Genomic DNA, 24,424 nt, shown 5'->3' with positions numbered 1-24,424 from the left:
TCATAGCCATTATTTCCATCTTTATATTCTTTAATAAGTCTTAATTTAAAATCAAGTTCATGCTTTTTATTCAAAATAAACACCCCTAAAGTTGAATTTTAAGGTTCAACTTTAGGGGTGCACTTCAAGTAAAATGTACGGTTCTTTTTTATTAAACAACGGTGATATTTCCTTTTTATCACCGTTGTTGGCATACTTTGTTGGGCATACTGCTCTATCTATAGCGATAAATTCTTTTTATCGCCACTGTTGGCACACTTTGATGGGCGTACCGCTCTAACTGTGGCGATAAATTCTTTTTATCGCCACTGTTGGCACACTTTGATGGACATACTACTCTATCTGTGGCGATAATTTCTTTTTATCGCCACTGTTGGCATACTTTGTTGGGCATACTGCTCTATCTGTGGCGATAAACTCTTTTTATCGCCACTGTTATCATACTTTGTTGGGCGTATCGCTCCATCTATAGCGATAATTACTTTTTATCGCCACAGTTAACCCAAGGCAAAAGACTATTTCTCAATTATCAGCTTTAATCTTTCTTTTTGTACATTTGGAAATGATAATGCCATTTCATCGTTAATGGTTTCTGTAAATTTCGCATAATCCTCCGTAAAGTATGTGCCACTTGGTGTGACATCGGGTACGGTATTGAAGTGTTCACCTAGTTTTGCGGTGAAATATTTACTTAGTTGATACTCATACATACCACCTGCGACACATTGTAATGGTAATTGCTGTTCAAGCAATTGACTCACATTACCGATTCTACTGTATTTAATAACAGCATATGATATGCTCTCTTCAAATTGATTGATGGCTTCTATACTTGTTGCACTTTCATCTATTGCAAGCTTAACATTGGGATAATGTTGGTGACACTTGTGATAATCTCGTATTTTTGAAAATGGTTCTTCAAAGTACAAGATGTCATATTTGGATAATGTATTTAATAATGAAAAATGATTTTGATCTAATGTGCCATTGGCATCTATCACTATTGGAATGTTGCTCACTTTTCTAATGTTTTCGACTTGTGACAATACGTTTGAATGCATTTTTAATTTGATGCGTTTGGCATTTGGTATTATGTTGGTTTGGCCGATATTTAATGTTTGGCCGATTGGTATTTGAACAGATGCTTGTGTATGAAAGGCTTGATATACACATACATCAATACACGCATTGGCATTTGGTGAATTTGGTAAAAGGAACTGTTGAATGTCTTCAATTTGATGGATTGTTTTCCCCTTTAGTCGCTCAAAAATGATTTTAATATCTTTTATCACCGTTTCTATCGTTTCATGATGATACCAATTCGTCTCAAATGCATTACATTCTGAGAAATATTCCTTATCGTCAATGACTAATCCAACAATCAATACTTTTCTTGAATGCATGTTGACTTTAACTGTTTTTATAGGCTGTTTAAATGGTGCTTCAAAGATATATAGATTAAGCTTTGAGATAATCATTTAAATACCAATCCTTTATTTGTGATCTTGAAATTTTGCCATTTGATGTTCTCATTAAGTTTTCAACATGAATCAATGTTTTTGGGTGTTTATATTTTGCTAAATGCGTATTTAATATTGCTTGGATTTCACTATCTTGATTCTCTTGTGCTTCATACAAACAAACTGGTCTACTTCCCCACTTTTCATCTGGTACACCAATCACTGCAACGGCTTTAATATCACAATGATTCAGTATGATTTGTTCAATTTCACTAGGATATATATTTTCTCCACCTGAAATGATTAAATCTTTACGACGATCTAAAATATATAAATAACCATCATCTTCATAACCGATATCACCCGTTAAAAAATAGCCTTCTTTAAAACTGATATCATTAGCATTTTCAGGATATAAATAACCATCCATGACATTACCACCACGTACACCAATTTCATAAATACCATCATTAGTTTCAAACAATTTTAAATTGTCATTCATTCGTCCTACACTTTTAAAGTGCTTTTGAATATCTTCTGGTGTTGCGGTAATCATTTGAGAACACGTTTCTGTCATCCCAAACGAAGTATAGATTGGTATGTTTAAACGGCGTGATGTTTCAAGTAATCGCTCATCAAGTTTCGCGCCACCTATCAATACACCTTGTAAATGATAGCGTTCGTTAAGACCATTTTGAATTAATCGCTCAAGTGTTTGAGGAACAAGTGATAGATGTGTCACTTTGTATTGTGCTAAATCTTGAATGATTTTTGAAGGTTCAAATTGATCATGTAAGACCACTGTGCAGCCATCCATTACCGCTCTTAATAAAATGCTTAAGCCACTAATATGAAATAATGGCAATACATCTAACCAAACTGCATCGTGATCATATACAAATGTCTTTTTACAATTGACCGCACTTGCAACGTGGTTTTTAAAGCGTTGTGGCACTGCCTTTTGAACACCAGTTGTGCCAGACGTAAACATGATGGATAAGATATCTTCATCTTTATTGTCTACACCTTTAAATAGGTTAGATTGATTTAAGGCACGAGTGATAAATTGTTGTTTATGGATACAATCCATGTCTAGCGTTTGATTGCTAAAACAAAGACGTGTATCAACAGACTTCATTTGTCCTGTAATTTCTTTTGTCGTTAAATGTTTATTGATCATGACCATTTCAATACCTGCTAATATCGCACCATGAATGAAATAAACATCTTCTAATGTATTTTCAGCTTGAATCGCAATGCGTCTTTCATCCAATGTGTTTAATTGATAGGCTACTTTCATTGCATTGTGATAGAGCATTTTATATGTAATGGTTTGATTTGAATAAATGATGGCAGCTTTATTCGGATATTGTGCTGCTGCTAGTTTTAACCAATTCATGACTTCACTTCCTTATTCTTATCATACCAAAAAGATTAATTTGACGTTCAAAAACTGCACAAAAAAAGCAGCACTAGGCTGCTTTTTGCTTACGGGAATTTAGGGAATTGATCAAAGTTAGGTTCGCGTTTCTCTTTAAATGCGTCACGACCTTCTTTCGCTTCGTCTGAAGTGTAGTAAAGTAATGTCGCATCACCAGCGAATTGTTGTAAACCAGCTAAGCCATCTGTATCTGCATTCATCGCTGCTTTTAAGAAACGTAAAGCAGTTGGTGAGTGTTGTAAAATTTCTTTACACCATTTCACTGTTTCATCTTCGATATCTGCTAAAGGTACTACTGTATTCACTAAGCCCATATCTAATGCTTCTTGAGCATCATATTGACGGCATAAGTACCAAATTTCGCGTGCTTTTTTATGACCAATAATGCGTGCTAAATAACCAGAACCATATCCAGCATCAAATGAACCTACTTTAGGTCCTGTTTGACCGAAACGTGCATTATCAGCAGCAATTGTTAAGTCACATACTACATGTAATACGTGTCCACCACCGATTGCATAACCACGAACCATCGCAATAACTGGCTTTGGAATAACACGAATTAAACGTTGTAAATCTAATACGTTTAAACGAGGAATATTATCGTCACCTACGTAACCACCATGGCCACGTACTTTTTGGTCTCCACCTGAACAGAATGCCATATCGCCTTCACCTGTTAAAACGATCACACCAATACGTTGATCATCACGTGCACGTGAAAATGCATCAATCATTTCCATTACTGTTTTAGGTGTAAATGCATTACGTACATGAGGACGGTTAATCGTAATTTTACCGATACCTTCAAAGTACTCATATTTTATTTCGTCATATTCTTTAATTGTTTCCCAAACTCTAGTCACTGTATTTCCTCCTTAATGAACGATACTATTATTGTATCAAAAAATCTTGAATCTTCCACATGAATTGTATGGCCTGCATTACATTCAATATGCATGCTATTCGGAATTAACTGATGCATACGTTTCGTGATATTGGTAAATTTCACATCTAATGTCCCTGATAAAAGTAACACAGGTACTTTAATTTGAGTTAATAGTGGCCATAAATTAGGTTGGTTGCCCGTCCCATAATCCGCTAAAGCTTTTTTTAATTGATTTGGTTCATGTGATAAACGAATCCTTTGTTGTGATTTGGCGACTGATTCAGGTAATGGCTTTGCAGTATTAAACAAAGGTAACAGTGCCCAGCGTTCAACAAAGCCATTATAATCTTTAACAATCGCTTCACCACGTGCAACGTCTAGTAAGTGTCGCTTCTGTCGTTCTTCTATTTCTTCTATGCCGGGTGATGCATTTTCAATGATTAAACCATCTATTGCATTTGGATAATGCGTTGCTATATACAATGCAACGCGTCCCCCCATAGAATATCCCATTAATACTACACGCCTATATTGTTGATGTGATTTTATCATTTCTAATACATAGCGCGATACAAATTCAAAATCCCAAGTCACATCATCTTCACACTTTGCACCGTGCCCAGGTAAATCAATCGATAATACTTTAATTTGATCATCTTCATTTTCAATGTGTGTTTGATGATTTAAAAAGGTTTGATGACTGCCTAAAAAGCCATGCAACATCACTAGTAATATGCTATTTTTTTGCTGCATCTTCAATGGCTGCCTTAATTTTTTCGGTTAAACTTCTGTGTGCAATGACATTATCATTGCGATCTGTTTTGATTTCAATGATGTTACGTCCACTTGTTGGTAATGTGATTTTGTCGAACACATTGTATTTTACATAGTTAAAGTCATATAACTTTGCTGTATGACTGAAATCTAAATCCAATGGTGTACCAAATAAGCGTTCAAAGTATTGTTCTTCCTCACTTTGTGGTAAATAACTAAAGATACCCCCACCGTTATTATTAAAGACAACGATATTAATATCAATATGATCCAGCTTCGACATGATTAATCCGTTCATATCGTGATAAAAAGAAATGTCACCGATAAACAATGTTACTTTTTTATGTGCTGCCATACCAAGTGCGGTTGAAACAACACCATCAATACCATTGGCACCACGGTTACAATATGGTAGACCCTTATATTTCACGAAGAATGAATCCGCATCACGAATCGGCATAGAATTCCCGAAGAATAATACATCTTCATTCGTCATTTGTTCAAACAGTTGTGGATAAATACTTCCTTCATCATTAACTTGTAATTGATACAGATGGATTTCATGAATCGCAATATCATTCATTTTCTGCCATAAATTCAACCATTGCTTACTTGTTGAAACTTCTAAATTACTCAGTTGTCTAAAACAATCGTTTGGACTCATTTCTAAATATAGATCAGGCATTTTCGGGAAGTATTTTGGTAATGTTTGACTTTGAATCAATATTTGTGGCACGTTTTGTTTTTTAATCCATTGGTTCGTCGATTTAGAAACAGGCGCTTTACCGACTCTAATAATGAAGCCTGGCTCAATATCTTGCATGACTTTAAATAAATGATCCCCTGTTGTGATCACATTTGGATGCATCGTATGACGAATGCCACTAAGTGGACATGCGATGATTGGAATATTGTGAATCGTTGAAAATGTAAGCATTTCAGACAAATCAATATTCTGGCAATCCCCAGCAATAATAACCCCATTCGTTTCTTTTAATATTGGTTTAACAATTGATACATCAAATTGTTTATTATATTTCACTAGAGGTTTCTTACCTGTGTACATCAAATGCTTTAATGATAAATCAGGAAGTAAAGGTTCTCTAAATGGTAAGTTGAAATGCACGACACCAGTTTCTGGACCATAAAAATATTGGGATGCTTGCATGATTGTATTTTCAATCATATCAATTGTTAATGCTTCACCATCTGCTAACGGGAAATCACTTTGAAATTTCGTAAATGATTGGAACATATTCACCTGTTGAATGGCTTGAGGTGCACCCATATTTCTTAATTCGTGTGGTCGATCACTCGTTAAAACAACAAGTGGTAATTGACTTAAATCCGCTTCAGATACAGCTGGTGTAAAGTTGCTTGCTGCTGTTCCAGAAGTACAAAGTATCGCTACTGGTTTTTTTGTCGCTTTAATCAAACCTAATGCAAAGAAACCTGCACTTCTTTCATCTGGATGTATGTACGTTTTCATTTTTGGATGTGCTTCACACGCTATCGCAACTGGTGTTGATCTTGAACCTGGTGAAATCACCACTTCATGAACACCATATTGATATAATTCACGAACGAGTGTAAAGACTTGTTCAGTTAAATGTTGATTCATAATTTTCCACCTAACATTTTAAACATTGGATTAAATTTGATTTCTGTTTCATGTACTTCTAAATCGACTTGACTGTCCTTAATAATACCACAACCACCAAACATCAACGCTTCATTACCTTGTATTAGCATTGATCGAATGCTAACAATAAACTCACCATCACCACATAAATCCATATAGCCAAGTGGTGCACCATAAAGCCCTCTTTCTTCATTGGCTTCTTTTAAAAATGCATTAGATAAATATTTCGGGAACCCTCCTAACGCTGGTGTTGGGTGTAATATTTTTGCAAGGTCTAGTAAACTCGCATTTTGTAACTTCCCTGATATCGGTGTATACAGATGATAGAAAAATTGATTTTCCATAATGATTGGTGAATGATGATAAACAATATCCTCTGTCACTTGTTTTAAATCACTCACAATGCTATTGGTTACCAATTGATGTTCCATTAAATTTTTCTCATCATTTAACAATACATTTTTAGCATCTGGCATATTTTTATCCATCGTGCCTGCAATTGCATTCGTTACATAAGTTTGACCTTCTAACTTTACAAGTTGTTCAGGCGTTTTCGTAATAAAGATGGCATCATTTGATGGTATCATCGCAAAATAACTAAATTCATCATTTGTTAAAGCACGATACAAAATATCTGCTGGATCAATATGTGTCATTTGAACACGTTTTTTTCGACTTAACACCACTTTATCTAAATCCGAAGTGGTCATTAAATGCGTCGCCTTTAATACATTATCTTTGAATTGATTCAAATCCAAATCAACTACAGAAGCAATTTCAGGTGTATTGATTGTAATATTTAAATTGCCAATCAGTGTATCTAAGTTTTCAATAGCAAGAACAATTTGATTTAATTCCTCTTGTGATCCATCGATTAAAGTTACTATCGTTTCACCGTTTGCTATTTCAATTTGAACTTTAGGAATATAAAAATGACTTAAATCAAAGTCTTTAAAGTACGAACTCCCTAATTGATCAAAATGAAATCCGCCGAAAAGTTTTACGTGACGTTTTAAATCTGTATCTATATGTTTAAAATAACCTTTAAACGTCTTTTCAACTGCAGCGGGATTGATTTCATCTAATTGAATGGCTTTATATTGACCAATACCAATCCATTGAAAGCTTTTATCTTTATTAATCAATACTGATTTTTTATCATTAAAATGACAATACAGTTGATATATATTTAATATTTTATTGATTTTATAAATATGAACACTAGGTTCACATACGTTTGAATGGTCATTCACACTATACACTTCTTTCAAGCAATATTAAGTCTATTTTATCACTAAATCTATATATTAATATAGTCTTTCGCACCATATTGACTGTTTACAAAATAAATCATAAAATTTAACAAGAACAAAATAAATTTAAAGAGGTAAAATCATGTCTGAACATTTAAAAACGCATTCTGGTTTTATGAAATATTATCATCTTATGCGTCCACATACGTTAACAGCAAGTTTTGTACCTGTATTAGTTGGTACAGCCTGCGCAAAATACTTTGCGCCAATAAAAATAGACCTGTTAATTGTAATGTTGATTGCATGTTTGCTCATTCAAGCGGCAACAAATATGTTTAATGAGTATTTCGATTATAAACGAGGACTAGATGATCATACGTCAGTTGGTATTGGTGGTGCTATCGTTCGTAATGGCATGTCACCTAAAACAGTTTACAACTTAGCAATTGCATTTTATGTCATTGCAGCAATCCTTGGTATTTATATCTGCATGAAATCATCATGGCTTGTATTGATTGTAGGTATCATTTGTATGGCAGTTGGTTATTTTTATACAGGTGGTCCAGTACCGATTTCATGGACACCGTTCGGAGAAATCTTTGCAGGGTTCTTCATGGGATTCATGATTATTATGATCACATTCTTTATCCAAACAGGTAACTATTATCATTTCTATCCTGCTTTAATGAGTATACCTGTATCGATTAATATCGGTATGATCAATATGGCAAACAATATTCGTGACCGTGTGAAAGATAAAGCAAGCGGACGTAAAACTTATGTTATTTTAGTAGGTAAAACATTTGCAGTCATGACGATGGCTGTACTTTATTTAATCAGCTTCTTAATTGTGTTCTATGCTGCATTTCAAAACTATGGCTCTTGGTTATTATTCATTGTGATTTTAAGTGGTAATTTACCAATTAAAGCTGTTCGACGTTTCTTAAGAGGCGACACACCAATCGAATTAATGCCTGCAATGAAAGTTACAGGACAATTTAATACTGTATTTGGTTTCTTATTTGCCTTTGCACTTTATGTCATTGCAACATTAGCCATTTAATAGTGATAGCTACTCATAAATCCATTGTGATTTATGAGTATTTTTTATTTTAATTTGGGATGATTTGGTTAGGTATGGTTTGATTTAGTAGTGGCACTCAAAATGTATCTGAGTGCCACTACTCCATGAAATTTCAATGATTCTTTTCGTTGTGGCACTCAAAATGTATCTGAGTGCCACTACTCCATGAAACTTGGAAGTGTCCATATAATTGTGTAATATAAAGAGCCATTATAAGCTCACTAATGTACAATGTAATCGACCAAGAAAAATTGTAGAGGTGGCTATATAATGACTCAGATTCATTTTACATTAAATTTCGAAGAAATGACAAAAGAATTATTAAATTGTAATTTAAACAATGTTATTAAAGGACAGCTTATCACCATTATGAATGCGTATATGGAAGCTGAACGTGACAAGTTGGTCAACGCAAATATCAAGGAAAAAACAGATGAAAGACAAGCAGTTCGCAATGGTTATTATGAAAGACAGCTTACTGTACCTGTCGGTACTATTGACCTCAAAATTCCTAGAACTAGAGATGGTGAATTCTCTACTGAGCTATTTGAAAAGTATTCACGTATGGATCAAACATTGGTACTGATGATGATTGAATCAGTTGTAAATGGTGTTTCAACAAGAAAAGTAACTAAACTTGTTGAATCCATAGCTGGCAAACAAGTGTCTAAATCTTTTGTTTCTAATATGCTGAAGAAATTAGATCCTGAAATTAAACGATGGTCAGAAAGACCATTAACTAAAAATACATACAAGTATTTGTTTGTAGATGCTATGTATATTAAAGTGCGAGAAAACCATAAAATAGTGTCTAAAGCTGTTTATATTGCTCAAGCGATTAATCATCAAGACAAAAGAGAATTAGTCGGTTTCAGTGTTTCTGAAAAAGAGTCTCATATCGCCTGGCAAGAATTTTTTGCTGATTTAAGAGCTAGAGGATTTTCAAATCCGAACCTAATAATTTCAGATGCACATAAAGGCTTAAAATCAGCTATTAAAGAAGAATTTCTTGATGTTCCATGGCAGAGATGTACAGTACATTTTTTAAGAAACATGATTGATGTTATGCCGAAGAAGAATACAGAACAAGAAAGACTAATACTTAAGAGTATTTTTAGAGCTCCAACAATACAACATGCAAAGGAATTAAGAGACGAATTTATTTCTCTTGTCGAAGACAACCCCAAGTTTCAAAAAGTTATAGATATACTTGATGAAGGGTTCCATGATGCCACTCAATTTTTCAAATTCCCTGAGAGACATCATAAACATATCAGGACTACAAACAGTATAGAAAATACTAATCTTCAAATACGAAGAAGGGAGTCAGTAATTAGAATTTTCCCTAATCAAGATTCTGCTTTTAGATTGATAGGAGCAGTTTTATTAGACTTGTCTGAAACACTTGATATTAACAAAACATTTTTAAAGTAATAGGTTAATTTGCATTGTAATTTTTATTACACAATAATATGGACTTGACTTGAAACTTCAATGATTCTTTTCGTTGTGGCACTCAAAACGAATCTGAGTGCCACTACTCCATGAAACTTCAATGATTCTTTTCGTTGTGGCACTCAAAACGAATCTGAGTGCCACTACTCCATGAAATTTCAATGATTCTTTTCGTTGTGGCACTCAAAACGAATCTGAGTGCCACTACTCCATGAAATTTCGATGATTCTTTTAGTTGTGGCACTCAAAATGTATCTGAGTGCCACAACACAAAAAAATTCAAATAAATATCACCACAAAAAAGAGAGTAAGACTCCAAAAAGTCTTACCCTCATAATTATCTTATCCAAAGAATGAATTTAATCTATCAACAACTGCTTTCGCATCTGCTTCAGTTACTTCAGAAACACCTGATTCTTCTAAGTTTAAAGTGTAATCATGTGCATCGTAATGTACAGTAATTGTAGAACCATTCACATCATATGATTTAGGCTGAATTTCTTGTACTGCATCATGTTCATGATTTTCTCTGTAATCTTGGCCAAATTGACCTAATTTTAATTGTGCATATGAAACTAACTTATCGATGTTTGACATATACTCACCCCTTATAAATGATTACGTATGAATTGTACAATTTGTGGTAAATCTTCATTACGTATTAATCTTATTTTATAATTTTTATCTGTCAAATGCTCACGTTTTGCTTTCATATACAAATGACCATATGCTTCTTCACCTAAATCAAAGTCGATATCTAAAATATCATTATAAGGAATTACTTCATAAAAAATACGTCTTGACTTAACTTTACTATGCACTAAAATGACTCTATTCTTCATTAAAAGTAATAAACCATGTTGATTTAAATTGACTTGACTAAAAGTCGCAAAGTGTATCATTTCTTTATTTTCGATATCTTTACAAATTGTTTTTAATAACTTGATAAAGAAACGTCGGTCTGATTTTTTTATTCGTTTAAATATTTTAGAAAAACGTTTATATCTTAATGGATATTTCAGATTTTCTAACGTTGCTCTAGTCGATTGTTTTACTCTCATGACATCACCTATATTTTATATCGTATTAAGCTTATTATACATGCACAATTCATAAAAGTGTACGTATTTATATTTATTTTTATCCAAAAAAAAATCAGAGACAATTTTTCGTCTCTGATTAAATGACCCCTACGGGATTCGAACCCGTGTTACCGCCGTGAAAGGGCGGTGTCTTAACCGCTTGACCAAGGGGCCTAAATGGCTCCACAGGTAGGACTCGAACCTACGACCGATCGGTTAACAGCCGATAGCTCTACCACTGAGCTACTGTGGATAATATGGAGCGGGTGATCGGAATCGAACCGACAACATCAGCTTGGAAGGCTGAGGTTTTACCACTAAACTACACCCGCGAAATTAACAATGGGGCGACTGATGGGAATCGAACCCACGAATGTCGGAACCACAATCCGATGCGTTAACCACTTCGCCACAATCGCCACACTTAAAAATATGGCTCAGGACGGAATCGAACCGCCGACACAAGGATTTTCAATCCTTTGCTCTACCGACTGAGCTACTGAGCCAAATGGCGGTCCCGACGGGAATCGAACCCGCGATCTCCTGCGTGACAGGCAGGCATGTTAACCGCTACACCACGGGACCACTTTAATTGCGGGAGGCGGATTTGAACCACCGACCTTCGGGTTATGAGCCCGACGAGCTACCAGACTGCTCCATCCCGCGTTAATAATATTTTTTACTCGTTTCAAAAGAGTACTTTAAAAATATAACATTGTTCATATTGCTGCGTCAACAATTAAAAAGTGTAATTCGTCACAACAATTACTAAAATCAATCGAACTTCTTAAGTATATAAATTAGCGATAATAATGTCAATAAGAAGTGTATAATTCACCTTAAATGTTCACATTTACATACAAATTTAACTCCTTTAAAAGTGCTTATTATTTAAACTGTTCTGATGGATATAATCTAAATACTAGCTAGTCACCCTTAAAATACGCCGAGTTCCACTCCCAGTGGCTAGTATTCGGTAAATACTAGCCACTCAACCACAAAATACACCCATTTCCTCTCCCAGTGGCTAGTATTCGGTAAATACTAGCCAGTCACATAACAAATAACCATAACAAAAAAGGAATGGATTTCTCCATTCCTTCAAAATTAAATCTGATAATTACTTTTCAATTTGATGTACTAAATGCGTTAAGATATCACAGTATGGTGTTTCAATACCCGCTTCATCTCCGAAACGGCTAACTGCCCCTGTTAAGAAATCAACTTCTGTTTTACGGCCATTATGAATATCTTGCGTCATTGAAGGATAATGTAAACCAACTACATCCGGTGAATACATTGCATGGAATTTTTTCATTGTTGCTTCAAAGTCTAATTTTGCACCTTTTGTTGCGCCTACTGCAATGATTTCTTTCACTAATGGAATTAACATTTCATCAGACTTTTCATAAGCACCGAACTCACCGATACGTTTATCTGTTACTGAACAATACGTGTTGAAGCAGCAGTTTACTAATGCTTTATTCCAAATAGTTGTTACGATATCTTGGCTAATATGACCATTTAACTTCGCATTATCAAAAATTTCTTTTAATGCTTCTAAGTATGCATCTACATGTCCATCTGGATATCCAAATTCAATATTACCAGTACCTTCTAAAATCAATTCACCTGGACCTTTTAATCCAGCAGACCACATAGTAACTGCTAATATCACTTGCTCTTGATCTAATTTTTTCAACAGCATATCGCCATGCCCTAAACCATTCATTAATGACATTACTTTTGTTGATTTTGTAATTACCCCTTGAGCAATCAATTGATCAATCGTTGCTTCTGCCGTTAATGCTTTTGTTAATAATATCACTAAATCTGCTTCTTCTTTATAATCTTCAAATAATGCAGCTTTAACTTGATGTTTCGTTTGTTCTCCATATGAATTCACGATTAATTGTTCATTCATTGCATCAACATGTGCTTGCCAAGCATCTAGCATCATAACATCTTGACCACTTTCTGTTAAATATAAACCAACACGGCCTCCCATAGCTCCTGATCCTGCAATTACAATTTTCATATGTTCTTCCTCCTCAATCATTTCTTTAGTCATCATCTACATTTATATTCTAACATAATGATCTTAGAGATTGTTACTCGTTTCACAAACTTACTAATGGTATAATTTATGGCCTCATAGCTTTTATTAATAGAATAAAAATAAGAGATTAAGACCTGTTCGTCTTAACCTCTCTTATAAACATCAATATATAATAATCATATTAAATTCACAAATCATCTATAATTCATCAGTTACATTAAAATCTAATGCTTCGGCTAAATAATGATAGCCTTTACTCGTTAAATCCCCATCAGAAATATCAATCATCGTGTATACATCATCCATTTTTCGGACATAAATATTAGTTGCATATTTTTTAGATTTAATCATTTGTACCACGTCGCCAAATTCATTTTTCGTTAAATTCAAATCAGAATAGCTCAATGATTGGTGATTTTTAATCCCTTCTAATACTTTAATCATATTCTGCTGCACAAGACCCCTCCTACCTACAAATATTTTTCTCTAGCTGCAAGTATCTTGAATATACATGCCAATGAATTGAACATATATAATTTATTTATTGATTATATCACGATATGATATTCGAGGCGTGTGATAATTATCACTATTAAGCCATTTTGTTAAATAATTCATAAATAAACAAAAAACACCTAACCTTCTGGTTAAGTGTTTGTAACGGAGATGGAGGGATTCGAACCCTCGCGCCAGTTTCCCGACCTACACCCTTAGCAGGGGCGCCTCTTCAGCCAACTTGAGTACATCTCCAATGGCTCCACAGGTAGGACTCGAACCTACGACCGATCGGTTAACAGCCGATAGCTCTACCACTGAGCTACTGTGGAATAATTGGAACAAATACTATTATATCAAGTGGCCAAAATTTATCAATAGTTTTCATAAATAAATTTACGGAACTTTTACACTAAAGTGATAACCCTATTATCTTTATGTATCTTTACTTTGGTCTAACATCGCATACATCGCCAATACTTCAAATATACTTGTTTTTGATTTCTCAAAATTGACAGCAAGTTTTGTCACTTGATCTACTTTCATTGACTTCGTTCTTAATAAATATTCTAGCTTAATGGTATTTAAGAATTGATTGTTCATTACATACTCACTTACTGGAAATAAAATTTCAGTTTTGTCATCAAATACGACAAATGTTTCATTCATACTTTTCTTTTTAAAGGAATGCACATATTGTAAATTAATCCAACTACACTCTTTTAACCGATCACTATGTGTTGGAAATAAATAAGTCGATGTTTCTGGTCTTAATATAATCGGTGGCTTATGAGAAATATTACCGATATCTCTCGAAATCTCTTTCCTTACAGTATAAGTCGTTTGGTAATAATAACATGTTTCTTCCATTATTAAGCAGGGCTTTTTTTTGACGAGTATTGGTTTTTCATTAAATTCTTGCACAATTGAATACACGCCATCACTTTTAACAACAGCTCTAATATACATTGTTTTCTCATTAATGATATATCGATCCATCAAAATTTCCTCCTAAGTTAACATAAACATATTTTACATCAAAAAGTTAACTTTTTGTTAACAAATAGATTAATTTTACAATATTTACGTAATTTTCACATATTTCATATTATAAAAACTAAAAATAATTAATAAATTCTGAATATTCCTTGAATTTAATGGGTATATGTACTATACTTACTACAATCATTAAGGAGGGGTATATATGAATCAATATTCAAAGATTAAAAATCAAAACTTACACACATTCGTAACAAATCTTCACGACTTATATATTGAGTTGTTAATGACTGATGCGATTAAGTCTGCGAAGAAAGCTCAATTAATTGAAAAAATTGATCAAGCGCTTTTAACGCATAATGAAGTTGATTTTATGCGCTATACTGATGAATTAAAGGCGTTGGAGGCATAATATGTTAAAGCATTAAAAAGAGACATTGAAAATCATTAATCAATGTCTCTTTGTTTAATTATGAAATTTTTAAATTATACTGCAATCAAACTTAAAAATTCTTCTTTAGTGACCCTACCAAAGTAATGAGAGAAATCTACATCTTCAAGTGCAGTTTCAACTGCTTTTAATTGATGTGGAAGACCTGTCATTTTCTCTTCTATCTCTTTAACTTCACCAACACCGAAGAAATCTCCGAATATTTTAACGTCTTCCAAAATACCGTGTTTGACATTAAGTTTAAGTTCTAATAAGCCGCCTTCAAATTTTTGTTTTATTTCATAGTTGTACTTTGGATTTCGACCATAGTTCCATTCATAATTACGATATTTGGCTTCACTGATTTCATGAATTTTTTGCCAATCGCTTTCTGTTAATACATACTCATCTACCGCTTCATTATTAAAGATGGCTTTTAACAATAGTGCTTTAAATTCATCCATAGTAATCGGTGTTTCTAAAAATTCAGAGATATTCGCAACGCGTGAACGAATCGATTTAATACCCTTTGAGATTAATTTCTTTTCATTAACGTGTAAGCTATTCACGACTTCATCAATATTACTATCTAACATTAATGTGCCATGTGAAAACATACGATCTCCTGATTGGAACATGGCATTACCAGAAATTTTGCGTTCTCCGACTTGCAAGTCGTTACGACCTGATAACTTTGCTTCTACACCCAATGTTTGAAGTGCATCTACAATAGGTTGTGTGAACTTTTTAAAGTTATGGAAACTATCTTCATCGGCATTTGTTACAAAGCTGAAATTTAAATTGCCTAAATCATGATATACTGCGCCGCCACCAGAAATTCGACGAACAACATGTATCCCTTTTTCATCGACATATTTTTGATTGATTTCAGCAAATGTATTTTGGTTCTTTCCAATGATAATTGACGGTTCATTCACATAAAATAAAAAATATGTTTCATCATTTGGTAAATTCTTTAATATATATTCTTCCATTGCTAAATTGATGCTAGGATCATGAATGTCATTATTATGAATAAATTTCATTTTATACCTCTTTATTTGATATTTGCAATTTGTTCTGCTGCTTGTTTCCCTTGCGTAATACAATCTGGCAATCCAATAGCATCAAATGATGCACCTGTAATAATTAAATTAGGATACTTTTGTTGAATGAATGATTTGATTGCATCGATTCTTGCTTTATGACCTACTTCATATTGCGGCATGCTATTAGGCAGTTTCGTTACAATCGTAAATTCTGGTTCACCTGTAATATGCATCATTTTATCAAGGTCACGTCTTGCTAATTGTACAATTTCATCTTCAGTATGCGTTTTTATAACATCATCGCCTGGACGGCCAACATACGCTCTTAGCAATGTTTTGCCTTTTGGAGCAGCATGTGACCATTTTTTATCTGTCCAAGTACATGCCGTAATCACAGTATCTGAATTTTTAGCGATAACAAATCCTGTGCCATCCTCACTGTTATCTACTTGAGATGCATCAAATGCCATGACAACAGTTGCGACGCTTGTTGCTTTCATATATTTAAAATAACTCATTTCAACATCATCAAACCAATTTCTAAATACCGTATGTGGCACTGTAATGATGACATGGTCATATTGTTTCGTAGTCCCATTTACCGTAATCAAATAGCCTTGTTCGTTCTTTTGAATCGCTGTGACTTCGTGATTGTAATGCATCTTTACATTTTGTTGAACTAAATGCTGTTCCAATGTCTTAATAAATCCTTCAAGACCGTTTTTAAATTGTCTAAATTGGCCTAATGGTTTAGAAGGCGTACTTTGTGATGGTTTTGGTCTTAATTTCTTCGTATAGCGCATGCCTTTAATTAAACTGCCATGCTTTTCTTCTTGTAGCTTAAATTCAGGGAAAGTACTGTTTAAACTTAATTCATCAATATTCGCACCATATATACCTGATAACAATGGTTCAATTAAGTTTTCTAATACTTCATTACCTAGACGATGTCTAAAGAATGCACCCACTGAGATATCTGTATACATCTTTTGTGGTCGCTTCACATAATCCAATCCTGCACGTAACTTACCGATTGGTGAAATCAGTTTCGTACTTACAAATGGTTTTACTTCAGTTGGAATCCCTAAAATAGAGCCCCCTGGAATTGGATATAATTTATTTTTGGCGTAAATATAACTTTTCCCAGTATTATTGACAACCAATTCATCCTTTAATCCAATTTCAGTAGCTAGCTCAGTCATAATTGTTTTACGTCCTAAATATGATTCTGGACCTAATTCAATCGTATAACCATCTTTTTGGTACGTCTTAATCTTTCCACCTGGACGATTCGATTGTTCATAGACATCGATATTGATATCCTCTTGTGCTTTTCTTAAATAATATGCTGCTGATAATCCCGTAATGCCTGCACCAATAATGGCTACATTCTTCATAGAAACATCTCCTATTTATTTAAAACTTCAATAATTTCATCAACCATACTGCCAATAAATAGTTCATGTGTATTTGGCATTTGTGGACGATGGTAATGTACTCCTAATTCATCACATACGACTTTACATTCAATATCATTATCGTATAACACTTCTAAATGTTCACATACAAATCCGACTGGTGTGTAAATGAAATGTTCATATTGTTCTTCCTCATATAAGGCACGCGTTAAATCTTGAACATCTGGTCCTAACCATGGATCTGGTGTATTGCCTTCCGATTGCCATCCTGTTTCAACATTTAAAATGTTTGAACGTTCTGCAATGAGTGTTGCTGTTTCTTCTAATTGATCAGGATATGGATCGTTCATTAATTTAATTTTTTCTGGTAAGCTGTGTGCACTCACAATTAAAACCGTCTTTTCATGTGCATCCGTAGGAATTTGATCAAGTATATCATTCACTTGATCAACCCAAAATTGAATAAACTTTTCTTGATTATAAAACTGATCAACATGCTTTAATGCAATACCATATTTCTCCGCTTCTTCAGCTGCACGCTTGTTGTAACTACCTACTGAGAAATTTGAAAAATGCGGTGCAAGTACAATCGTTACCGCTTCAGTAATCCCATCATCATGCATTTGTTTCACAGTATCTTCAATAAACGGTGCAATATGTTTTAAACCAATATAAACTTGATAATCTTCACCAGTTGCTTCATTTAATGCTTTAACTAAACTTTCTGCTTGTCTTTCAGTTGTGCCTGCTAATGGTGAAATACCACCTATTGCCTGATATCTATCTTTTAAATCTTGTAAACTTTCTTCTGATGGTTTTCTACCATGTCTAATATGTGTATAGTATGGTTCAATATCTTCTTCTTTGTAAGGCGTACCATACGCCATTACTAGTAACCCTTTTTTACCCATGCCTTACTCCTTATTGTTTATATTTTGATGAATAATCGTGAACAAATTGACTCACACGCTTTAATGTATCTGGTTGTACTTCAGGGAATACCCCATGACCTAAATTAAAGATGTATTTGTCTGATTGTAAACCTTGATCTAAAATGCGTTTTAAGTGTGATTCAATCACTGACCAGTCACTAATTAACATTGCTGGATCTAAATTACCCATAATCGTTTTCTCAACACCTAATTCGCGTGCTTTTGAAATTTGCATACGCCAGTCAAGTCCTAATACATCAATCGGTAATTGATTCCACTCAGAAACTAAGTGAGACGCCCCAACACCAAACATAATTACCGGTACGCCAGTTTGTTTGATACCACTAATGATTCGGTCCATATGTGGTGCAATAAAGATATGATAATCTTCCTCATTTAAAGCACCTACCCAAGAGTCAAACACTTGAATCATTTTACATCCTGCATTCACTTGTGCAGTTGTATAAGTGATACACATATCACCTAACTTCTCCATTAAACGGTGCCAAGCTTCAGGCTGTTCGTACATGAATGCTTTTGTTCTGTTGTAATTTCTAGAAGGGCCACCTTCAATCATATAACTCGCTAATGTAAATGGCGCACCTGTAAATCCGATTAACGGAACGTTCAATTGTTCTGTTGTTAATAACTTAATCGTATCTAAAATGTAAGGTACATCTTGTTCTGGGTTGATTTCCCCTAACTTTTCAACATCTTGAATTGATTTAATTGGATTATGAATTACCGGACCAATGCCAGATTTAATTTCAACATCAATACCTAAAGCTGGTAGTGGCGACATAATGTCTTTATATAAAATTGCAGCATCCGTATTATATTGGTCTACTGGTAATTTTGTTACATAAGCACATAATTCAGGATCATGTGTAATATCGAATAATGAATGTGTTTCTTTTATTTTGCGATATTCAGGCTGACTTCTACCAGCTTGTCTCATAAACCAAACAGGTGTATGTGCATGCGCCTCTCCACGTGCTGCCTTTAATATCGTATCGTTAAATTGCATGTATAGAATCCCCCTATTATTTCATATAATTTGATTTTAACATATCGTGGATGCGATTATTAGACGACTTTCATTTGTCATAAAACTGACATAATGATGCTTTTCATTTAAAATGGGTATAAACATGTATCTGACCAAACATGAAGATTAAACTAGAGAGGATAGAAACAATATGACAGAGATGAAAACATTTATTACATATGGCACTGAGTTTTTCTTAGATAAAATTATTAATAAACATACGAAGCGTGACATCCAAAAGTTTTATTCTAGTGATGCAGTCTATTTAATTGAAAATACAACAGAAAAAACGGCTTTTAATACACCAAAATCATTTGAAACAATTGATCAAATCGGAGCGCTTAGCAACTTACCTACGTTGTTACAATATTTCACGATTAAAGAAGCGAGACAAGTTGTATTTAATGAAACGAAACTAGATGCTGCGAAATTGTCTTCGTATGAAGGGTTCAAATCTTATCAATTATTAAAACCATTTCAAGGTAAGACTTATGCTGTTATCTTCCAATTTGAAACGATGGATTTATTAAAGGATTTCCAGAAATCGAGTGTATATCAAAATCAATTCACAAAAGAAGCCCTCAAAAGCTATGCTTCTGAGGACTTTACGAATAATATGAACGTTGTAAAATATTTAACACCTGAACCTGAACCGACACAAGAGCATTAATCTTTTAACAAATGCATTTTTTTATAAATCTTTTGTGTTACTTGATGTTTTGTCCAAAGCATGATTAAAATCATAATGAAACCTATATAAAAAGTCTTTGTACAAATCACCATATAAGCAATCATTAAAATAATCGTAACTGTCAATGACAGTTGCGTTAAAAATTGATTAAACCCTTTAATAACAAGCTGTTCTTGGACTGGCCACACTTGTGGCCATAGTCCAAAGGCTTGTTGTTTATAAAACTGTGAACTTTGTAAAATCATAACATACACAAAGAAGCAACCGAAAATGGCACTTATATATGGATGTTTCAAAAAGTACATTGCACATATTGCTATAATCAACAATCTAACAATAATCCATAAACTATCATTACTTCTTAAAAAGTTACGAACAAACAAAAACTTAAACATATGCTGATGATTGTAGGTTTGTGGCTTTGTTCTTAAGAATACATCTAGCACTTTTCTTCTTTTCGCGGTCCCCTTCATCCCTTTAACATCAGTAAACATATTGATCATTTGATATGTATTTTGCGTTAAATTCTCTTCATACTGAATAATATGAGAAAAATCCATTAAGCGGTCTTTTGTATTTTTCTTTAACAAATACAATAAAGCAATAAACATGACGACACTAACTATAGGCGTGAAAATAATACCTTCTAATGCTGTGTAAATTCCTGCTAAACTAATCACGAATATAACGATATTAATGTAACTCGGCTTAATAGATAGTTTCAACATTTCACCTTTAATACATAAACCTAAATACAATATGATGATCATACTTACAAAAACAATGATTGTTCCATTCTTTGAAAAATTTGGTGCATTGATATTTAGCGGTAGCAAGATTAAAAATAATGCAACTAATAAACCAATTCGTTTAAAGAAACTTTGTACAATTGCACTTTGAAAATACGGTTGCATTTGACCTTCAAAATTCAATAAATAAATTTCATCTGCACGTTTCATATGCGTCTTTAATGGTGCTAATATTGCAAGACATAATAAGACACCAATGATTAAATGATAGTTAATACCTGGTCCTAAATGCTTAATTAATTGCGAATATTGTAGCATTAATGCACCAAAGAATATCGATAAGAAGACGACAAAATGGCCATTAAATACAAATTTACTATAATACATCATTTCTTTTTGATGACGCTGATTTCGATTTAAGAAAAGTTGTCTTGCCTTATTCATGCACATCACCAGTTACATGAATGTATATATCATCTAAAGCAGCATTTGGCATATTAAATTGTTTTCTTAAATCTTCAATTGTTCCTTTACCTACTAATTTCCCATGATGTAATAATAGAAATTGATCACAATATTTTTCAGCCGTCGCTAAAATATGTGTACTCATTAATACCGTTCTCCCAGCATCTCTCGCTTCAACCATTAAGTCCAACATCGATTGAATCCCCAACGGATCTAAACCTAAAAATGGCTCATCGATAATATGTAAGTCTGGTTGTGTGATGAATGCACAAATAATCATCACTTTCTGTTTCATCCCTTTTGAAAAATGTGCTGGAAATACGTTGAGTTTATCATCTAGTCGCAATGTCTTTAATAAAGGTTTCGCACGTTTCATGGCTTCTTCTTCAGTTAAACCATAAGCCATCGCAGTCATATCAATATGTTCCTTTAAAGTAAGTTCATCATATAACACTGGAGACTCTGGAATATATGAAATCTTAGAACGATATTCATAAGGCTGTTGATTTAGTGAAATGTCATCAATTGAAATATCTCCTTCCATTGGACGCAATAAACCAAGCATATGCTTAATCGTTGTACTTTTACCAGCACCATTGAGCCCAATTAATCCAATAATACTTCCTTTTTGTAATTCAAAATCAATATCGTAAATGACAGGTTGGTTGGCATATCCACCTGTTAAGTGTTGTACTTTAACCGTCAACAAGATCACTCCAGTCTATAAGATTGTATTTATTGTAGCAAAAATATAAAGATTGTCATAATGTATTGAAAACGTATTATTTGATATAATAATTTTAAGTATATCATCATAAACTTATATAAAGAAATAATGATGAAAAACAGCTAGATGAGGAGGACAAATTATGTCAGAAACAGTATTCAGCAAAATTTTAAAAGGTGATATTCCATCATATAAAATCTATGAAGACGAATATACTTATGCATTTTTAGATATTTCACAAGTAAGTGTTGGACACACATTAGTTATTCCTAAAACACCAGCAGAAGATATTTTAGCGATTGATCCTGTTGATTTACAACATGTTATTACATCTGTACAAAAAGTTGCGAAGGCAATCGATGAAACATTGAAACCTGAAGGTATCAATGTCATTCAAAATAATCGTGCATTTGCTGACCAATCCGTATTTCATTTACACTTCCATATCATTCCGCGCTTTGATTCAAAAGATGACGGCTTTGGTTACAAATGGGAAACTCATGAAGCTTTAGCACAAGACAATGAATACATGAATGGTTTAGTTGAAAAAATCACAAAAGCATTGTAACACTACCTTGTGATTCAATATGATTAAAATTATGCTTAACATCTAGAAATATGGGTATACCTAAAATAAAAGGAGTGTTCTTATGAAATTAAAATCAGTAGCAACTGGATTAGTTGTAGGTACAGCTGTTGGGACAGCTTTAGCTATTTTAAATGCACCAAAGTCAGGTCAAGCATTAAGACAAGGATTTAAAGATACAAAGTATGATGCAACTGCAACGAGTAATCAAATGAAATTAGAACTACAAGAATTAAAAGACAATGTGATGAAAGTAAAATCAACTTCTCAAGAAGCTGTGAAGACTTTAGGTGAAGAAGTAAAAACGATGATTGATCAGTATAAAAAGGATATTCAACCGAATATAAATCAAATCAAATCTGATGTTGATAACATTAAATCACGTGCCGATGAAGCGAAGAAAGCCTTTTCCAAATAATAACTCTATGATACTATTATAATTGTTCTAGATTAATATGAAAAATTTAAAGGTATGATGAAATTCATCATACTTTTTTCTATAGTTTTGGTTTACTATAATAGTATAATAAAATACATCTTCGAAAGGACTGACCGACATGAAACGTGATCATGAAACATTAGAAAGAATGCTCTACACACATAAAGTCTCACAATTAAGTAAAGCACTTTGGAAAACAGTAGAAAAAGATTGGCAAAATTGGATTAAACCGTTTGATTTAAACATCAACGAACATCATATTTTAGTCATCATTCGTAACTTAGAAAAAGCAACGATATCTGAAGTATCTCAATATGGTGTAATGCATGTTTCTACAGTATTTAACTTTGCTAAAAATTTAGAAAAACGTGGATTATTAATCATGCCAAAAAGTGAGTTCGATAAACGTAATACATACTTAGAACTTACTGAAAAAGGTAAAAACCTACTATATGAAACGTATAAACATTATGAAGAATCAGAAGACCGTATTAATGAAGCGACTGAAGCATATAAAAATGTATTATTAACTTCTCCTAACTTTGCGGATATAAAATTTATTGTTGCTCAAATATACGGACAAGAATTTATTGAACATCTAGATCGTTCTCACGAAGAACTGCTTAAGATTTTACTTGACGAAAATAATTCAGATGATGCATAATGGCTTGGTGAATTTATTATAAAAGAAATCAGGTGTACCATGTTCTTATGTTCAAAAAACATTAACCCAAAAACGACAATTGGTGTGCAACGCATCAGTTTAATGTCGTGTCTCGTTACGATATTGTCATACATCATTAGCTTTGAAATCTTTACAAGTATTTTTGGCAATGTATTCACTGACAATCATTTTATATTCTTTGTCATTGCACTGATATTCATTTATCCATTACATAAGGCATTACATGTATTGCCTTACTTACATAAGTCAAAGTCGTTTATCGTGCAACAAACGAATAAAAACAAATGGTTGCCGATTTTTAATATTCGTTTAAATCATCCTGTTAAAAAACATACGTTTATTTTATCTTTATTGTTACCATTTATGATTATTTCAGTCATTACGATATCATGTGCAATATTATTACCAAGTTATGCTCATTATTTTCTGTTTATTTTTTCAGTAAATTTAGGTATTTCACTTATAGACTTTATCTATTTAAACTATGTCTATAAAGCACCAAAGGATTGTTTTGTGGAAGAAAGAAAACACGGCTTCGAAGTACTTATAAAAGCATAATTTCTTTTAATTTT

The 24,424-nt window shown here is 33.3% G+C and carries 25 protein-coding genes and 9 tRNA genes; 8 read left to right on the top strand and 26 right to left on the bottom strand.

Annotation, left to right across the window (positions count from 1 at the left end):
- Window positions 1-515: 515 nt before the first annotated feature.
- The 6 genes from ER639_RS11130 to ER639_RS11105 form a co-directional block, all read right to left on the bottom strand.
- A complete protein-coding gene (locus ER639_RS11130; RefSeq protein ID WP_129065829.1) occupies window positions 516-1,478 on the bottom strand; it encodes an enolase C-terminal domain-like protein in 963 nt (320 codons plus the stop codon).
- A complete protein-coding gene (menE, locus tag ER639_RS11125; protein WP_129065828.1) occupies window positions 1,459-2,859 on the bottom strand; it encodes an o-succinylbenzoate--CoA ligase in 1,401 nt (466 codons plus the stop codon). The genes ER639_RS11130 and menE overlap by 20 nt, the downstream gene beginning before the upstream one ends.
- An 89-nt stretch (window positions 2,860-2,948) precedes the next feature.
- Window positions 2,949-3,767, bottom strand: coding sequence for a 1,4-dihydroxy-2-naphthoyl-CoA synthase (gene menB, locus ER639_RS11120; RefSeq protein ID WP_129065827.1), 819 nt, complete (start codon window positions 3,765-3,767; stop codon window positions 2,949-2,951).
- Entirely contained in the window at window positions 3,764-4,543 is a 780-nt protein-coding gene (gene menH, locus ER639_RS11115) for a 2-succinyl-6-hydroxy-2,4-cyclohexadiene-1-carboxylate synthase (RefSeq protein ID WP_240664060.1), read from the bottom strand. Before menH ends, menB begins: the two co-directional genes overlap by 4 nt.
- Window positions 4,527-6,185 carry a 2-succinyl-5-enolpyruvyl-6-hydroxy-3-cyclohexene-1-carboxylic-acid synthase gene (gene menD, locus ER639_RS11110; RefSeq protein WP_129065825.1) on the bottom strand — a complete coding sequence of 553 codons (1,659 nt, stop codon included), beginning with the start codon at window positions 6,183-6,185 and terminating at the stop codon, window positions 4,527-4,529. The genes menH and menD overlap by 17 nt, the downstream gene beginning before the upstream one ends.
- Entirely contained in the window at window positions 6,182-7,459 is a 1,278-nt protein-coding gene (locus tag ER639_RS11105; RefSeq protein WP_164993436.1) for an isochorismate synthase, read from the bottom strand. The genes menD and ER639_RS11105 overlap by 4 nt, the downstream gene beginning before the upstream one ends.
- A 142-nt stretch (window positions 7,460-7,601) precedes the next feature.
- Here ER639_RS11105 and ER639_RS11100 point away from each other — a divergent pair, with 142 nt between their 5' ends.
- Window positions 7,602-8,522, top strand: coding sequence for a 1,4-dihydroxy-2-naphthoate polyprenyltransferase (locus ER639_RS11100; protein ID WP_129065823.1), 921 nt, complete (start codon window positions 7,602-7,604; stop codon window positions 8,520-8,522).
- 291 nt (window positions 8,523-8,813) lie between these two features.
- The gene (locus ER639_RS11095) at window positions 8,814-9,977 is read left to right on the top strand and encodes an IS256 family transposase (protein WP_129065822.1); all 1,164 of its coding nucleotides are present in this window, start codon (window positions 8,814-8,816) and stop codon (window positions 9,975-9,977) included.
- 363 nt (window positions 9,978-10,340) lie between these two features.
- Here ER639_RS11095 and ER639_RS11090 read toward each other — a convergent pair whose 3' ends face one another.
- From ER639_RS11090 to ER639_RS11025, 14 genes are all read right to left on the bottom strand, one after another.
- Window positions 10,341-10,595 (bottom strand): hypothetical protein, encoded by a 255-nt coding sequence (locus tag ER639_RS11090; RefSeq protein WP_129065821.1) that lies wholly within the window; start codon window positions 10,593-10,595, stop codon window positions 10,341-10,343.
- 11 nt (window positions 10,596-10,606) lie between these two features.
- Window positions 10,607-11,059 (bottom strand): PH domain-containing protein, encoded by a 453-nt coding sequence (locus ER639_RS11085; protein ID WP_129065820.1) that lies wholly within the window; start codon window positions 11,057-11,059, stop codon window positions 10,607-10,609.
- 123 nt (window positions 11,060-11,182) lie between these two features.
- Window positions 11,183-11,254, bottom strand: a tRNA-Glu gene (locus ER639_RS11080).
- Between the two features lie 4 nt (window positions 11,255-11,258).
- Window positions 11,259-11,333: transfer RNA gene (locus ER639_RS11075), tRNA-Asn, on the bottom strand.
- Window positions 11,334-11,338: 5 nt separating this feature from the next.
- Window positions 11,339-11,412, bottom strand: a tRNA-Gly gene (locus ER639_RS11070).
- An 11-nt stretch (window positions 11,413-11,423) separates the two neighbouring features.
- Window positions 11,424-11,499, bottom strand: a tRNA-His gene (locus ER639_RS11065).
- Between the two features lie 14 nt (window positions 11,500-11,513).
- Window positions 11,514-11,586: transfer RNA gene (locus ER639_RS11060), tRNA-Phe, on the bottom strand.
- Between the two features lie 3 nt (window positions 11,587-11,589).
- A tRNA-Asp gene (locus tag ER639_RS11055) sits at window positions 11,590-11,665 on the bottom strand.
- Window positions 11,666-11,672: 7 nt separating this feature from the next.
- Window positions 11,673-11,746 (bottom strand) — tRNA-Met (locus ER639_RS11050).
- A gap of 454 nt (window positions 11,747-12,200) precedes the next feature.
- Window positions 12,201-13,118 (bottom strand): ketopantoate reductase family protein, encoded by a 918-nt coding sequence (locus ER639_RS11045; RefSeq protein ID WP_164993435.1) that lies wholly within the window; start codon window positions 13,116-13,118, stop codon window positions 12,201-12,203.
- Between the two features lie 219 nt (window positions 13,119-13,337).
- Window positions 13,338-13,595: a YjcQ family protein gene (locus tag ER639_RS11040; protein ID WP_129065818.1), complete on the bottom strand. Its 258-nt coding sequence runs from the start codon at window positions 13,593-13,595 to the stop codon at window positions 13,338-13,340.
- A 205-nt stretch (window positions 13,596-13,800) separates the two neighbouring features.
- Window positions 13,801-13,889: transfer RNA gene (locus ER639_RS11035), tRNA-Ser, on the bottom strand.
- Between the two features lie 2 nt (window positions 13,890-13,891).
- Window positions 13,892-13,966, bottom strand: a tRNA-Asn gene (locus tag ER639_RS11030).
- Between the two features lie 103 nt (window positions 13,967-14,069).
- A complete protein-coding gene (locus tag ER639_RS11025; protein ID WP_129065817.1) occupies window positions 14,070-14,633 on the bottom strand; it encodes a competence protein ComK in 564 nt (187 codons plus the stop codon).
- Window positions 14,634-14,838: 205 nt separating this feature from the next.
- Here ER639_RS11025 and ER639_RS11020 point away from each other — a divergent pair, with 205 nt between their 5' ends.
- A complete protein-coding gene (locus tag ER639_RS11020) occupies window positions 14,839-15,045 on the top strand; it encodes an IDEAL domain-containing protein (protein WP_129065816.1) in 207 nt (68 codons plus the stop codon).
- A gap of 74 nt (window positions 15,046-15,119) precedes the next feature.
- On the opposite strand, the gene lplA is transcribed toward ER639_RS11020, so the two are convergent.
- From lplA to hemE, 4 genes are read right to left on the bottom strand one after another with little or no spacing between them, the layout of a single operon-like run.
- Entirely contained in the window at window positions 15,120-16,109 is a 990-nt protein-coding gene (gene lplA / locus ER639_RS11015; RefSeq protein WP_129065815.1) for a lipoate--protein ligase, read from the bottom strand.
- Between the two features lie 11 nt (window positions 16,110-16,120).
- Entirely contained in the window at window positions 16,121-17,509 is a 1,389-nt protein-coding gene (gene hemY, locus ER639_RS11010; protein ID WP_129065814.1) for a protoporphyrinogen oxidase, read from the bottom strand.
- Window positions 17,510-17,520: 11 nt separating this feature from the next.
- Window positions 17,521-18,441 (bottom strand): ferrochelatase, encoded by a 921-nt coding sequence (gene hemH, locus ER639_RS11005; RefSeq protein ID WP_129065813.1) that lies wholly within the window; start codon window positions 18,439-18,441, stop codon window positions 17,521-17,523.
- 10 nt (window positions 18,442-18,451) lie between these two features.
- Window positions 18,452-19,489, bottom strand: a complete 1,038-nt coding sequence (hemE, locus tag ER639_RS11000; protein ID WP_129065812.1) for a uroporphyrinogen decarboxylase — start codon at window positions 19,487-19,489, stop codon at window positions 18,452-18,454.
- A gap of 172 nt (window positions 19,490-19,661) precedes the next feature.
- On the opposite strand from hemE, the gene ER639_RS10995 reads away from it, so the two are divergent.
- A complete protein-coding gene (locus ER639_RS10995) occupies window positions 19,662-20,180 on the top strand; it encodes a hypothetical protein (RefSeq protein WP_129065811.1) in 519 nt (172 codons plus the stop codon).
- Here ER639_RS10995 and ER639_RS10990 read toward each other — a convergent pair.
- On the bottom strand, window positions 20,177-21,394 hold the full coding sequence (locus ER639_RS10990; protein ID WP_164993434.1) for an ABC transporter permease: 1,218 nt from the start codon (window positions 21,392-21,394) through the stop codon (window positions 20,177-20,179). The genes ER639_RS10995 and ER639_RS10990 overlap by 4 nt on opposite strands.
- Entirely contained in the window at window positions 21,387-22,121 is a 735-nt protein-coding gene (locus ER639_RS10985) for an ABC transporter ATP-binding protein (RefSeq protein ID WP_129065809.1), read from the bottom strand. Before ER639_RS10985 ends, ER639_RS10990 begins: the two co-directional genes overlap by 8 nt.
- Window positions 22,122-22,284: 163 nt before the next feature.
- Between ER639_RS10985 and ER639_RS10980 the strand changes: the two genes are divergently transcribed.
- The 4 genes from ER639_RS10980 to ER639_RS10965 all read left to right on the top strand — a co-directional run bounded on the left by ER639_RS10980 (window position 22,285) and on the right by ER639_RS10965 (window position 24,410).
- On the top strand, window positions 22,285-22,710 hold the full coding sequence (locus ER639_RS10980) for an HIT family protein (protein WP_129065808.1): 426 nt from the start codon (window positions 22,285-22,287) through the stop codon (window positions 22,708-22,710).
- An 82-nt stretch (window positions 22,711-22,792) separates the two neighbouring features.
- Entirely contained in the window at window positions 22,793-23,146 is a 354-nt protein-coding gene (locus tag ER639_RS10975; RefSeq protein ID WP_129065807.1) for a YtxH domain-containing protein, read from the top strand.
- A gap of 139 nt (window positions 23,147-23,285) precedes the next feature.
- Window positions 23,286-23,831: an HTH-type transcriptional regulator Hpr gene (locus tag ER639_RS10970; protein ID WP_129065806.1), complete on the top strand. Its 546-nt coding sequence runs from the start codon at window positions 23,286-23,288 to the stop codon at window positions 23,829-23,831.
- Between the two features lie 39 nt (window positions 23,832-23,870).
- Window positions 23,871-24,410, top strand: a complete 540-nt coding sequence (locus ER639_RS10965; protein ID WP_129065805.1) for a DUF3267 domain-containing protein — start codon at window positions 23,871-23,873, stop codon at window positions 24,408-24,410.
- Window positions 24,411-24,424 lie beyond the last annotated feature (14 nt).

Source organism: Macrococcus sp. DPC7161 (assembly GCF_004117835.1).
Taxonomy (GTDB): Bacteria; Bacillota; Bacilli; order Staphylococcales; family Staphylococcaceae; genus SDSC01.
Note: the sequence above shows the minus strand (reverse complement) of the source record. Positions and strands in the feature narration are given on the sequence as shown.

What these genes read in the sequence shown, in the direction of transcription:
- ER639_RS11130 (WP_129065829.1), bottom strand. Translation starts at nt 1,478, where the DNA reads ATGATTATCTCAAAGCTTAATCTATATATCTTTGAAGCACCATTTAAA.
- menE (WP_129065828.1), bottom strand. Translation starts at nt 2,859, where the DNA reads ATGAATTGGTTAAAACTAGCAGCAGCACAATATCCGAATAAAGCTGCC.
- menH (WP_240664060.1), bottom strand. Translation starts at nt 4,543, where the DNA reads ATGCAGCAAAAAAATAGCATATTACTAGTGATGTTGCATGGCTTTTTA.
- menD (WP_129065825.1), bottom strand. Translation starts at nt 6,185, where the DNA reads ATGAATCAACATTTAACTGAACAAGTCTTTACACTCGTTCGTGAATTA.
- ER639_RS11100 (WP_129065823.1), top strand. Translation starts at nt 7,602, where the DNA reads ATGTCTGAACATTTAAAAACGCATTCTGGTTTTATGAAATATTATCAT.
- ER639_RS11095 (WP_129065822.1), top strand. Translation starts at nt 8,814, where the DNA reads ATGACTCAGATTCATTTTACATTAAATTTCGAAGAAATGACAAAAGAA.
- ER639_RS11090 (WP_129065821.1), bottom strand. Translation starts at nt 10,595, where the DNA reads ATGTCAAACATCGATAAGTTAGTTTCATATGCACAATTAAAATTAGGT.
- ER639_RS11085 (WP_129065820.1), bottom strand. Translation starts at nt 11,059, where the DNA reads ATGAGAGTAAAACAATCGACTAGAGCAACGTTAGAAAATCTGAAATAT.
- ER639_RS11045 (WP_164993435.1), bottom strand. Translation starts at nt 13,118, where the DNA reads ATGAAAATTGTAATTGCAGGATCAGGAGCTATGGGAGGCCGTGTTGGT.
- ER639_RS11025 (WP_129065817.1), bottom strand. Translation starts at nt 14,633, where the DNA reads ATGGATCGATATATCATTAATGAGAAAACAATGTATATTAGAGCTGTT.
- ER639_RS11020 (WP_129065816.1), top strand. Translation starts at nt 14,839, where the DNA reads ATGAATCAATATTCAAAGATTAAAAATCAAAACTTACACACATTCGTA.
- lplA (WP_129065815.1), bottom strand. Translation starts at nt 16,109, where the DNA reads ATGAAATTTATTCATAATAATGACATTCATGATCCTAGCATCAATTTA.
- hemY (WP_129065814.1), bottom strand. Translation starts at nt 17,509, where the DNA reads ATGAAGAATGTAGCCATTATTGGTGCAGGCATTACGGGATTATCAGCA.
- hemH (WP_129065813.1), bottom strand. Translation starts at nt 18,441, where the DNA reads ATGGGTAAAAAAGGGTTACTAGTAATGGCGTATGGTACGCCTTACAAA.
- hemE (WP_129065812.1), bottom strand. Translation starts at nt 19,489, where the DNA reads ATGCAATTTAACGATACGATATTAAAGGCAGCACGTGGAGAGGCGCAT.
- ER639_RS10995 (WP_129065811.1), top strand. Translation starts at nt 19,662, where the DNA reads ATGACAGAGATGAAAACATTTATTACATATGGCACTGAGTTTTTCTTA.
- ER639_RS10990 (WP_164993434.1), bottom strand. Translation starts at nt 21,394, where the DNA reads ATGAATAAGGCAAGACAACTTTTCTTAAATCGAAATCAGCGTCATCAA.
- ER639_RS10980 (WP_129065808.1), top strand. Translation starts at nt 22,285, where the DNA reads ATGTCAGAAACAGTATTCAGCAAAATTTTAAAAGGTGATATTCCATCA.
- ER639_RS10975 (WP_129065807.1), top strand. Translation starts at nt 22,793, where the DNA reads ATGAAATTAAAATCAGTAGCAACTGGATTAGTTGTAGGTACAGCTGTT.
- ER639_RS10970 (WP_129065806.1), top strand. Translation starts at nt 23,286, where the DNA reads ATGAAACGTGATCATGAAACATTAGAAAGAATGCTCTACACACATAAA.
- ER639_RS10965 (WP_129065805.1), top strand. Translation starts at nt 23,871, where the DNA reads ATGTTCTTATGTTCAAAAAACATTAACCCAAAAACGACAATTGGTGTG.